We start from the raw sequence: 12347 nt of genomic DNA, 5'->3' as shown, positions 1-12347 counted from the left end.
TTTTAAGGAAGTATACAAAAATCTCTTTTAACCGCCAAAAATTTTCTGTCAAACTGTGCGATGCCTTGCAAAATATGCTATGATAACAAGTAATGCTACTTATGAAGGAGAGCTATTATTTATGAAACGAACAGAGGCGCGTCAAAAAGCGTTACAAGCTTTGTTTCAGTTAGACAGCACAGAATTAACAATAGAAGAGGCGATCGGCCATGTTCTTGAAGAAGAACAAAAATCGAATCCCTTTTTGGAGCAATTAGTTCGTGGGACAACTGAAAATCTCGAAGCAATTGATGCAGCGCTAGAAAAAAACCTGGAAAAATGGACGATTAACCGTCTGCCAAAAATTGAAAGAACAATTTTGCGTTTAGCTGTATTTGAATTATTATACGAAGAAGAAACGCCAAACAGAGTTATCATGAACGAAGCTATCGAGCTTTCTAAAACATTCGGTGACGAGAAATCAAGCAAGTTCGTCAATGGTGTACTTTCGAAATTTACTGAGCAATAAATCAACAAATGTATTCAATTCTATAAAGATTAATATATCAAGATTTAACAGGTAGGTTGTCATAACAAGCGTCAGTGTTTATTAAACATACAAGCAACAGGCAGCCTTTCCGATTGTCGTAATCACTGGAAGGAGCAACAACATGTCAAGCGTAATTATTAATGGTAAAGAAATCGGTCAAGAAATTCGAACAGGGGTCGCTACTCGTGTACAGGCGTTAAAAGAAAAAGGGATCACACCCGGCTTAGCTGTCATTTTAGTAGGGGACAATCCCGCATCCAAAACATATGTAGCAAACAAGCAAAAGTCTTGTGAGCAAATCGGGATGTATTCGGAACTTGTCAAACTACCTGAAGATATTTCAGAACAGGCTTTACTTGAAAAAATTGGTGAATTAAACGAACGTGCTTCAATTCACGGTATTCTCGTTCAGCTTCCATTACCGAAACATATCAACGAGGATAAAGTTATCCAAACGATCTCTCCGGAGAAAGACGTGGATGGATTCTCACCGATTAGTGTAGGGAAAATGATGCTTGGACAGGATACATACTTGCCATGTACTCCTTATGGGGTTATGAAAATGCTCGAACATGCGGGAATAGATGTTGCAGGAAAGCATGCGGTCATCGTAGGACGCAGCCATATCGTCGGGAAACCGATGGGGCAACTATTGTTGCAAAAAGACGCTACAGTTACGTATACACATTCTAAAACACCGGATTTACCGTCCTTTACGAAACAGGCCGATATTTTAATCGCGGCTGTCGGTCGTGCGAACTTTATTACAAGTGAGCATATTAAAGAAGGTGCGGTTGTCATTGATGTTGGGATTAACCGCAATCAGGACAACCGTTTATGCGGGGATGTCGACTTTGACGATGTTCTTGGAATTGCTTCACATATTACACCCGTTCCAGGTGGTGTTGGTCCAATGACGATTACGATGTTACTGGAAAACACGGTACAAGCAGCTGAAAAAGAGTTAGAAGGTCAAGAGAAATAATCTAACTTCAAAAATCACGATTTTGATGTAGATCAAAATCGTGATTTTTAGCTTATAGGGTACTATAAGGAATACTTAAGGATAAATATTTCGCTTATTTTCCCTCTTTATTTATTGATGAACCGGCAATACCGCCGTTCGCATCAAAATCACTTATACGAAATAAGAACTACCGTAAAGGAGCAATACGTTTATGACATCGAATTCTTATTTATCCGTAAAAGCATTAACAAAATATATTAAACGAAAATTTGATGCCGATCCGCATTTACGTGATGTGTACGTAACGGGAGAGCTTTCAAATGTAAAAGTACATAGTTCAGGTCATATTTATTTTACGCTGAAAGATGACAGTTCACGTATTAACGCCACGATGTTCCGTTCACAGGCATCGAAACTTTCTTTTAAGCCTGAAGAAGGAATGAAAGTATTTATTCGTGGCGATGTCAATGTCTACGAAGCAAGCGGCGCGTATCAGCTTTATGCACAGACGATGGAGCCGGACGGGATTGGCGGATTGTTCGTCGCCTTTAATCAGTTGAAGGAACGCCTTCAAAAAGAAGGACTATTCAATCCGAATTTCAAACAGCCGATTCCGCAATTCCCGAAAACAATCGGAGTATTAACAGCGACGACTGGTGCAGCCATCCGCGATATTTGTACAACGATTAACCGTCGCTATCCGCAGGCTGAAATATTAATTTATCCGACGCTTGTTCAGGGAGCAGGCGCGGCGCCGAATATTACTGAAAATATTTATTTAGCGAACCGCCATGGATTTTGTGATGTACTCATTGTTGGTCGTGGTGGCGGATCAATTGAAGATTTATGGGCATTCAATGAAGAGATCGTCGCACGGGCGATTTTTGAAAGCCGTATTCCGGTTATTAGTGCTGTCGGGCATGAAACCGATACGACGATTGCCGATTTTGTCGCGGATCTGCGTGCACCGACACCGACCGCTGCGGCAGAACTGGCCGTCCCGAATCAGCAGCAGCTGTATCAGCAGATCCTTCATCATCAGTCGATTCTTCATCAAATGATGACATCAAAGGTCAATTTTGAACGCAATCGCTTAACAAAACTGCAAAATTCCTATCCGCTTGCAACACCTGAGCGATTATATCGTCCTTTTATTGAAAGGCTAGTTCAGGTGGATTTATCACTGCAAAATGCAGCGAAGCTTTATATGATGAATGAAAAATCAAAACTGCAGACAATAGACAGCAGGATGAAGCTGTATTCGCCGGTGCATCAGTTAACTGCGGCCAAGCAGCAGCTCGCACACCGTACGCAAACATTAACGAATCGAATGCAGCAGCAGCTTGCACAAAATAAAGTCGCTTTTACAAATCAGCTGCGTATGCTGGAGGCGTTAAATCCGCTCGCATTAATGAGTAAAGGCTTCAGCGTGGCATATAAAGAGAAAAACGTAGTAAAATCAGTTCACGAGCTGGAAAAAGGCGACGTGATTCAGGTGACGTTTCAGGATGGATATGCCGAAGCGAAAATTGAGAAAAAGCATGTGCAAAAGGAAGGGGAAGCAAAGTGACAAAACCGACATTTGCGACAGCAATGACAGAATTAGAAGAAGTTGTACGGAAGCTTGAACAGGGCGATGTTCCTCTGGAAGAAGCAATTGACCTTTATAAAAAGGGAATGGAACTATCAAAACTTTGTCATGATACATTGCAAAACGCAGAACAGCAATTAATTTCAATCGTTGGAGAAGATGGTGAAAAGAAAGCTTTCCAACAAGGGAATGGAGAAGACTAACAGATGGAAAACACGTTAAAGCAGTTTATTGATCATAATATACCGCAGCTGGAAACGACAATGTATGAACTTGTTGAATCGATACAAGCACCGGCACACTTAAAAGAGTCGATGCTGTATTCATTAAAAGCAGGAGGCAAACGAATTCGTCCACTATTTGTTGTGGCGGTCTGCGAAATGTATAATCAGTCTCTTGAGGAAAGTTATTCAGTAGGTTCTGCTGTTGAAATGATCCATACGTATTCGTTAATCCATGATGACCTGCCGAGTATGGATGATGATGAATTGCGCCGGGGCAAGCCAACGAACCATGTCGTATATGGTGAAGCATTGGCAACTTTGGCTGGTGATGCATTAAACACATTGGCATTTGGTGTTATCGCACGTCTAAATCATCTTTCTGCAGAAAAACGCATTGAGCTTGTCAATCTGTTAAGTATTGCGGCAGGTGCTGAAGGTATGGTCGGCGGACAAGTGCTCGATATGGACGGAGAAAAACGTCTATTAAATTTACAGGAGCTTGAAACGGTTCATGTAAACAAAACAGGCGCATTACTTCGATTTAGTATTGAAGCAGGTGCCGTGCTGGCAAATGCTAGCAGTTCTGACCGTGAAGCATTAGTGGAATATGCGCACCATATCGGTTTAGCCTTCCAAATTCAAGATGATATTTTAGATATTGAGGGAACTTCGGAACAGCTGGGGAAAACAGCAGGAAAAGACGTTGCAAGCGAAAAAAGTACATACCCTGCTTTACTTACATTAGACGGTGCAAAGCAAAAGCTGGATGAGCATTATGAACTGGCGATTGAAGCATTGCAAAAAATCGACACTGATACGACATTGCTTCGACAATTTGCGCAGTATATTGTGAGACGTAGTAACTAAAATGTGTTAAACTTTTGTCTTGTGTTGTACATTGATATAATAGAAAAATCACAACGGTGAATAAACTGATGAAAAGGTGTGTGGATGAGATGGATTTAACGAAAATTTCTAGTCCATCCTTTTTGAAAGACTTGAATAAAAAGCAACTAGAAGCGCTGGCTGGAGAAATTCGCGCTTTTCTGATCGAAAAATGTTCAATTACGGGTGGTCATATTGGCCCGAATTTAGGTGTCGTTGAGCTGACGATTGCACTGCATAAAGCTTTTAACAGTCCAAAGGATAAATTTTTATGGGATGTCGGGCATCAAGCATATGTCCACAAAATTTTAACAGGCCGGGCAAGTCAATTTGACACATTGCGTCAATTTAAAGGACTATGCGGTTTCCCGAAGCTTGTCGAAAGTGAACACGATATGTGGGAAACAGGACATAGTTCCACGTCTTTATCTGCAGCGATGGGTATGGCTGCGGCGAGAGATATTAAAGGGGACAAAAATTTTGTTGTTCCGATTATTGGCGATGGTGCATTGACAGGCGGTATGGCACTGGAAGCATTGAACCATATTGGTCATGAAAAAACGAATATGATCGTTATTTTAAATGATAACGAAATGTCGATTGCACCGAACGTTGGGGCATTGCATGACGTTTTAGGGCGTCTGCGTACGGCAAAGGAATATTCACGTGCAAAAGAAGATTTGGAATCATTAATTCACAAAATTCCAATGGTTGGCGACAAGCTGGCCGCTACTGCTGAACGTGTGAAAGACAGCCTAAAGTACCTAGTTGTTTCAGGTGTATTCTTTGAGGAATTGGGATTCAAATATTTAGGTCCGATTGACGGGCATGATTTTGAAGCACTGGAAAAAACATTGGAATATGCGAAAAAAGTACAAGGTCCTGTACTTGTCCATGTGTTGACGAAAAAAGGTAAAGGCTACAAACCTGCCGAAGACGATACAATCGGTACTTGGCATGGTACGGGTCCATATAAAATGGAAACAGGTGCTTTCGTCAAATCTTCAACAAAAGGTCCGGCGTGGAGCAGCTTAGTCGCAGAATCGGTTCGTAAATGCATGAAGGAAGATAACCGAATTGTTACGATTACACCGGCGATGCCTGTCGGTTCGAAACTTGAAGGCATTCAAAAAGACTTCCCGAATCGTTTCTTTGATGTCGGGATTGCCGAACAGCATGCAACAACAATGGCGGCAGGTCTTGCAACACAGCAAATGAAACCGTTTTTATCAATTTATTCGACGTTTTTACAGCGTGCGTATGATCAGGTGCTGCATGATATTGCACGCCCGAATCTGAATGTTTTCATCGGTATCGACCGTGCAGGCCTTGTTGGCGCGGACGGCGAAACACATCAAGGCGTATTTGATATTTCGTTTTTACGTCATATCCCGAATATCGTCCTGATGATGCCTAAAGATGAAAATGAAGGTCAGCATATGGTAAAAACAGCAATTGATTATAATGATGGTCCAATCGCACTTCGCTACCCTCGCGGAAATGGCTCAGGTGTTGAGATGGATGCGGAAATGAAAGCATTGCCGATCGGTTCATGGGAAGTGCTGCGTGAAGGCTCGGATGCAGTTATTCTGACATTCGGTACAACGATTCCAATGGCATTGAAGGCAGCGGAACAGCTGGCATACCAAGGTATTGATGTACGCGTTGTGAATGCACGTTTCATTAAACCGATGGATGAAGTGATGCTGCATGAAATTATGCAGGAAAACTTGCCGATCCTAACTATTGAAGAATCATTGCTTCAAGGCGGATTTGGCAGTGCAGTGCTGGAATTTGCAATGGATAAGAAATACCGCAATGTTCAAATTGAACGTATCGGGATTCCGGATGAATTTATCGAGCATGGTGAAGTTGATTTATTATTAGAAGAAATAAACGTGACAGCTGAAGAAGCGGTAAAACGCATTACACAGCTTGTACCGAATAAACAGTCGGATAGGGTTAAATAAAGAATGACAAAGCAAAAAAAAGAACGAGTAGATATAATGCTTGTGGAACGCGGTTTATGTGAGACGCGTGAAAAGGCAAAGCGCTCGATTATGGCTGGTCTCGTGTTCTCAAACGAAATCCGCATTGACAAAGCAGGGGAAAAAATCGAAATCGATGCACCACTGCAAGTAAAAGGCTCACAGTTAAAATATGTGTCACGAGGCGGATTGAAGCTGGAAAAGGCACTTGAAATTTTTGATCTATCTGTTGAAGGTAAGCTAATGCTTGATATCGGCTCTTCTACAGGCGGATTTACGGATTGTGCACTGCAGAACGGCGCGCGTCATTGCTATGCACTGGATGTCGGTTCGAACCAGCTTGCATGGAAAATCCGTTCAGACGAGCGTGTAACGGTTATGGAAAAAACAAATTTCCGTTACACAAAGCCGGAAGATTTAGTGGAAGGCTTACCAAGTTTCGCGACAATCGATGTTTCGTTCATTTCGCTATCGTTAATTCTGCCTGTGCTGAAAACGATTTTAGTGCAAGGTGGCGATGTTATGGCACTTGTAAAGCCGCAATTCGAAGCAGGTCGTGAAAATGTAGGGAAAAAAGGAATTGTCCGTGAACCGAAAGTCCATTTAGCTGTTTTAGAAGAAACAGCTAAAATGGCAACGGAAATCGGATTTGTTGTAAAGGATGCTTCGTATTCACCGATTACAGGCGGGGAAGGGAATATTGAATTTTTATTCCATTTATATAATCCGCATGATGGTGAAGAGGTAGAAGCTTTTACAAACTTCGAACAAGTCGTAAAAGAAGCGCATATGCAGCTGAAATAATGGAAAGCACAAAACAGATTCTTAAGGATTTGTTTTGTGCTTTTTTTGATTATATTAATAAGTAGTACAAATGTAGGGCTTAAACGGGAATTGATTGGAATGAAGGGCGGCGACTCCTGCAGGAAAAGCGTGAGGGAGAGACTACAGGCTCGAGCCGCGCCCGCGGAAAGCGTCCGCCCGAAATGGAAATCAATGGACCATGAAAAAGTCGTAAAACAAATTTTTATCTAGATAAAACAGAACAAATTTTATACGAAATTTGAAGCTGTTTTTCGTCTTTTTTTTGTAGAAAACAGTCGGAAAAAACGGATTTTTGAACATATGTACGGTTTTTTCTTGTTTTTCCTTTATGCAAATGGTAGTGTAAATATACATATATTCCTATACATTTTAATGAGGTGACTTTTGTGAACAAAGGACAGCGCCATATACGCATCCGTGATATTATTACAAATAACGAAATCGAGACACAGGACGATTTAGTCGATCAGCTGAAGAATGCTGGATACAACGTCACTCAAGCAACGGTTTCACGAGATATTAAAGAATTGCATTTAGTAAAAGTACCGTTACAGGACGGACGTTATAAATATAGTTTACCAGCAGACCAGCGTTTCAACCCGATTCAAAAATTGCATCGTTCGTTGGCAGATGCATTCGTTTCGATTGATGGTGCCTCACACTTTCTAGTAATGAAAACATTGCCGGGCAATGCGAATGCAATCGGATCATTATTGGACCATCTGGACTGGTCGGAAATTTTAGGTACGATTTGCGGGGACGATACGATTTTAATCATGTGTCGAACAGAGGACGAACGTGAAGAAATAAAAAATCGCTTATTAGATATGCTGTAAACCGAGGTGGAATGGTTTGTTAAGAGAATTAAGCATTCGAAATTTTGCTATTATTGATGATTTGACCGTTAGTTTTTTCGGTGGTCTGACTGTTTTGACAGGTGAAACAGGTGCCGGAAAATCGATCATTATTGATGCGGTTAATATATTGGCTGGCGGACGCGGCTCAACCGAGTTTATCCGTCACGGAGAGAAAAAGGCGGAACTTGGCGGATTATTTCATGTGAATAATAGCCAGCATCCGATTTTTGCAAAACTCGAAGAACATGGGATTGAATCAGAAGAAGATACAATTATTTTAAGACGTGATTTGCATGATTCGGGAAAAAGTGTTTGCAGAGTGAACGGCAAACTTGTTCCATTATCCGTTTTACGGGATATTGGCGGCAGTTTAATCGATATTCATGGGCAACATGAAAATCAGGAGCTTATGGATGAAAAATTCCATATCAATTTACTGGACCATTATGCACATAATAAGCTTCAGCCGGTGAAAGCAAAATACGATGAAGCATTTGAAGCATATCGCCAGTTAAAAAGAGAAGTGGCCGAGCTGAGTATGGACGAGCAGCGGATGGCACAGCGCATTGATTTATATCAATTCCAAATCCAGGAGCTGGAACAGGCCGGTTTGAAGATGGATGAAGAAGAGGCATTGGATGAAGAACGCCTCCGTTTAATGAATTTCCATAAAATATTCGAACGTGCAAACATTGCGTATTCAGCGATTTCCGATGATGGAACAGGACTGGATTTCATCGGGAATGCGATGAATGCACTGGAAGACATTGTAGCGCTCGATTCGAATTTCAAAGAGGCTTCAGAAGCGGTTACATCCAGCTTCTATGCATTGCAGGATGCGGCATATCAGGTGAAAAATGTGCTCGATGATTTAGAGTATGACGCAGAGCGCTTAAATGAGGTCGAACAGCGTCTTGCTTTATATCAAACTATGAAACGTAAATATGGTACAACAGTTGAAGAGATTTTAACATATCATGAAAAAATCGAGGAAGAGCTAAGCCAGCTTATAAACCGTGATGAAACATTGCAGAAAAATGAGCAATTGCTGGCGAAAATGGAAGCGGATCTGAATAAAATTGCAGAACAATTGACGACAATCCGCAAAGAAAGTGCGATTAAGCTTAGTGATGCCATTATGAATGAGCTGCGTATGCTTCATATGGAAAAAGCGCAGTTTATTGTTAAATTCGAGCCGCTTAATCAGCTGGACGCGAACGGCAAGGATTTTGTCGCATTCTACATTTCCACAAACGTTGGGGAACCACCGAAGTCGCTCCCTAAAGTTGCTTCCGGCGGGGAACTTTCCCGTATGATGCTGGCGCTGAAAACTATTTTTTCTTCGTCAAACGGCATTACGTCGATTATTTTCGATGAGGTCGATACAGGGGTCAGCGGACGTGTCGCTCAGGCTATTGCCGAAAAGATTGCCGCAATTTCAGTTAATTCTCAAGTTTTATGTATTTCTCATTTGCCGCAAGTTGCCGCAATGGCGGATCATCATTACTACATTAAAAAGCAGGTTGAGCATAACCGCACATTCACATCGATAACGGAAATGGAAGAAAAAGAACGGATTGTGGAAATCAGCCGCATGATGAGCGGAGCTGAAATTACAGATCTGACATTACAACATGCTTCAGAATTAATCCACATGGCCAATGACCGTAAGGAAACGATGAATTAAGATGAATTAAATCGACAAAACCGTCTAAAATTATTAAAAATTTTGGACGGTTTTTTATTTTTTAAAACGTATAAATTTCAAGGTCGCCAAGCAGCAAGGATTCCGGCGAATACATTCTAATTTTTCCTCATATCAACAAAATTTTTCCGTTCATAACTCCGTCAAATTTTCACATAGTAAGCGCATAGAGGAGGTGAATGATGATTAAAAAATGGTCGATACTCGTTGCATTGCTTTTTATGTTATCACCAATACAAGTATTGGGAAAATCATTAATTCCAATGGGCCATTCAATTGGCGTTCAGTTGGAGATGCCCTATGTAATGGTTGCACAGGACGTATTATTGGAAAATAGTGAGTGGTTGAAAAAGGGAGAACATATTTTAAAACTTAATGGTGAAAAAGTGAGCCAGTTAGAAGATATTGCCGGCAAAGGCGAATCATTTACACTGACCGTTGAGAATGGAAAGCAACAACGAGAGATCAACGTATCAGCTCATGAACTGGTGCATTTAAAACCATTTTTGAAAAGTGAAACAGATGGAATAGGGACATTAACGTATATCGATCCTGAAACGATGGAATACGGAGCGCTTGGACATCAAATTGTAGATTCTACAATGAAGCAGCCTCCGAAATTCAATGATGGTGCAATCTTTGAAGCATCAATCTCACAAGTGAAGAAAAGTACGCCTGGACAGCCAGGGTACAAAATTTCAGTTGTGGATAAATCACAAATGCCACTCGGTTCAGTCATAAGCAATGATGTATACGGAATTTTTGGTAATTGGAAACAATCATTACATGACAGTTTGCATCCGCCGTTGGAAATTATACATGCAAATGAGTTAAAAAAGGGAAAAGCACAAATCTTAACGGCAATCGACGGGGAAGAAGTCAATTTGTTCGATATCGAAATTGACAAACAAACGGATAATACGTTTACCTTCAACGTTGTCGATGAACGTCTTATAAAGAAAACGGGCGGTATTGTTCAAGGGATGAGCGGAAGTCCCATTATACAGAATAACCAGTTCGTTGGTGCAGTAACGCATATGTTTATCGAAGAACCAACAAAAGGTGCCGGTATTCTTGTTATTGAAATGCTGAAAAAGAGCCCGTAATAAAATACTTTGGACTATACTTTTTAATAAAGTGTAGTCTTTTTTTGCTTTTTTCATTACAATGGTACTTAATGATAAATCGACAATTGATGAACCATATATTTCCTTGTCGAGAAACAGAGAAAAGATAATACTTGTTACTTATTTTTTATGAAAGAAAAGGAAATTTAGTAATTCTGTCGAAACTTCACTAAAGGACAATGCAAAATAAGAGAGATCGAAAGACAACTGTCGCTCATTTTTGTTACAATTGTATTACACAAGAAGTTTAGACATTTGTAAGAAAGCTCATACAATTTGCCATTGTAATGAATATATAAGAGATAGAATTATAAAAGGGGGATTTTTTTTGTCAAAGGTGAAAATTGCGATTGCTGATGATAATCGCGAATTAGTAAAAATGATGGAAGTATATTTTACGAATCATCCGCAAATTGAAATTGTTGCAACAGCATCCAACGGAAAAATATGTATTAAGATGTTGGAAGAGCATAAAATCGATGTTTTGCTTTTGGATATCATTATGCCTCATTTGGATGGGCTGGCTGTATTGGAAGAGATGTATAATGATGAGCGTCATACACAGACACAAGTTATTATGCTGACTGCTTTTGGCCAGGAGGATGTAATGAAGCAGGCTGTCAATTTCGGCGCTTCTTACTTCATGTTAAAGCCATTTGAATTTGAGCAGCTTGTTCAAAAAATTCTGCATTGTGCAGGCAAGAAAGTCGAACAGGAAAAACGTGTTCCGGTTTTAACGACAAGTACCCCTGCGAAAATGGATACACGCTTACTGGATACAACGATTACAGGCATCATTAAAGAGATTGGTGTCCCTGCACATATAAAAGGATATGCTTATTTACGTGAAGCAATCCAGATGGTTTACAATGATATCGAGTTATTGAGCTCGGTTACAAAAATTTTATATCCGGAAATCGCGAAAAAATTCGGAACTACCCCGTCACGTGTGGAACGTGCGATTCGCCATGCCATTGAAGTAGCATGGAACCGGGGCAGCTATGAAAATATTTCGGAGCTGTTCGGCTATACCGTGCACCATATGAAATCAAAACCGACTAACTCGGAGTTCATTGCGATGATCGCGGACAAGATCCGTATTGAGATGGTAGCGAGCTAATTATTTGTAGGAAATGGCCTCGGAAACTTGTTTTTAGTTACGAGGATAGTACGTTACAGAGCCTTTTTAAACAGTGACTGTTTAAGAAGGCTTTTTTATGTGCGCCCGGCATGCGTACGAACTATAGGGTGCAAGTCCCGAACCCCGAAGACAGAAGTAGAGGTTAGCCAAGAGCAAGGGTGTCCGTGGTGACGCGGAATCTGAAGGAAGCTGGAGGCAAAACACCGGTCCGAGGAACACGAATCTCATAGAAGGCTAGGTGTGATTGGATGAGTTTGCATAACAAAACAAAGTCCCTTCTGTCGAAGGTCATATTTAGTAAATGAGGCGGATAGATGGTGTGAAAGTGCGTACGCTTACCCGGGGAGGTCTGACAGGAATGTGAAGTACCCTTCATAACCTACTTGGTGACAAGTAGCTGAACTGTCAGAAGTCAGCAGAGGTCATAGTACAAGTAAGTCTAGAATTACTTGGAAGGACTGAACAATTAAGAGAGAATAGCCCTTGGCTTTCCAACCTGGACGGATGA

The 12347-nt window shown here is 40.9% G+C and carries 11 protein-coding genes; all 11 read left to right on the top strand.

The window, feature by feature from the left end:
- The first annotated feature begins 121 nt into the window (after positions 1-121).
- The 11 genes from nusB to spo0A all read left to right on the top strand — a co-directional run bounded on the left by nusB (position 122) and on the right by spo0A (position 11818).
- The gene (gene nusB / locus MKX73_RS18210; protein WP_340718673.1) at positions 122-508 is read left to right on the top strand and encodes a transcription antitermination factor NusB; all 387 of its coding nucleotides are present in this window, start codon (positions 122-124) and stop codon (positions 506-508) included.
- Positions 509-650: 142 nt separating this feature from the next.
- Positions 651-1514 carry a bifunctional methylenetetrahydrofolate dehydrogenase/methenyltetrahydrofolate cyclohydrolase FolD gene (folD, locus tag MKX73_RS18205; RefSeq protein ID WP_340718672.1) on the top strand — a complete coding sequence of 288 codons (864 nt, stop codon included), beginning with the start codon at positions 651-653 and terminating at the stop codon, positions 1512-1514.
- Between the two features lie 193 nt (positions 1515-1707).
- Complete coding sequence (gene xseA / locus MKX73_RS18200) at positions 1708-3066, top strand: exodeoxyribonuclease VII large subunit (protein WP_340718671.1); 1359 nt, start codon at positions 1708-1710, stop codon at positions 3064-3066.
- Positions 3063-3290, top strand: coding sequence for an exodeoxyribonuclease VII small subunit (gene xseB / locus MKX73_RS18195; RefSeq protein ID WP_008404237.1), 228 nt, complete (start codon positions 3063-3065; stop codon positions 3288-3290). The genes xseA and xseB overlap by 4 nt, the downstream gene beginning before the upstream one ends.
- 3 nt (positions 3291-3293) lie before the next feature.
- A complete protein-coding gene (locus MKX73_RS18190) occupies positions 3294-4178 on the top strand; it encodes a polyprenyl synthetase family protein (RefSeq protein WP_340718670.1) in 885 nt (294 codons plus the stop codon).
- An 89-nt stretch (positions 4179-4267) separates the two neighbouring features.
- A complete protein-coding gene (gene dxs, locus MKX73_RS18185) occupies positions 4268-6166 on the top strand; it encodes a 1-deoxy-D-xylulose-5-phosphate synthase (RefSeq protein ID WP_340718669.1) in 1899 nt (632 codons plus the stop codon).
- A 3-nt stretch (positions 6167-6169) separates the two neighbouring features.
- Entirely contained in the window at positions 6170-6988 is an 819-nt protein-coding gene (locus MKX73_RS18180) for a TlyA family RNA methyltransferase (RefSeq protein ID WP_340718668.1), read from the top strand.
- 407 nt (positions 6989-7395) lie between these two features.
- Positions 7396-7845 carry a transcriptional regulator AhrC/ArgR gene (gene ahrC / locus MKX73_RS18175; protein ID WP_079527588.1) on the top strand — a complete coding sequence of 150 codons (450 nt, stop codon included), beginning with the start codon at positions 7396-7398 and terminating at the stop codon, positions 7843-7845.
- A 16-nt stretch (positions 7846-7861) separates the two neighbouring features.
- On the top strand, positions 7862-9553 hold the full coding sequence (recN, locus tag MKX73_RS18170; RefSeq protein ID WP_340718667.1) for a DNA repair protein RecN: 1692 nt from the start codon (positions 7862-7864) through the stop codon (positions 9551-9553).
- A 197-nt stretch (positions 9554-9750) separates the two neighbouring features.
- A complete protein-coding gene (locus MKX73_RS18165) occupies positions 9751-10677 on the top strand; it encodes a SpoIVB peptidase S55 domain-containing protein (RefSeq protein WP_340718666.1) in 927 nt (308 codons plus the stop codon).
- Between the two features lie 349 nt (positions 10678-11026).
- Positions 11027-11818: a sporulation transcription factor Spo0A gene (spo0A, locus tag MKX73_RS18160; RefSeq protein WP_340718665.1), complete on the top strand. Its 792-nt coding sequence runs from the start codon at positions 11027-11029 to the stop codon at positions 11816-11818.
- Positions 11819-12347: the final 529 nt, after the last annotated feature.

Source organism: Solibacillus sp. FSL W7-1436, from assembly GCF_038007305.1.
Classification (GTDB): domain Bacteria; phylum Bacillota; class Bacilli; order Bacillales_A; family Planococcaceae; genus Solibacillus.
This window is presented reverse-complemented; position numbering and strand designations above follow the sequence as displayed.

Coding starts and splice junctions, on each gene's coding strand:
- MKX73_RS18165 (WP_340718666.1), top strand. CDS start 9,751: ATGATGATTAAAAAATGGTCGATACTCGTTGCATTGCTTTTTATGTTA.
- nusB (WP_340718673.1), top strand. CDS start 122: ATGAAACGAACAGAGGCGCGTCAAAAAGCGTTACAAGCTTTGTTTCAG.
- MKX73_RS18180 (WP_340718668.1), top strand. CDS start 6,170: ATGACAAAGCAAAAAAAAGAACGAGTAGATATAATGCTTGTGGAACGC.
- MKX73_RS18190 (WP_340718670.1), top strand. CDS start 3,294: ATGGAAAACACGTTAAAGCAGTTTATTGATCATAATATACCGCAGCTG.
- xseA (WP_340718671.1), top strand. CDS start 1,708: ATGACATCGAATTCTTATTTATCCGTAAAAGCATTAACAAAATATATT.
- dxs (WP_340718669.1), top strand. CDS start 4,268: ATGGATTTAACGAAAATTTCTAGTCCATCCTTTTTGAAAGACTTGAAT.
- folD (WP_340718672.1), top strand. CDS start 651: ATGTCAAGCGTAATTATTAATGGTAAAGAAATCGGTCAAGAAATTCGA.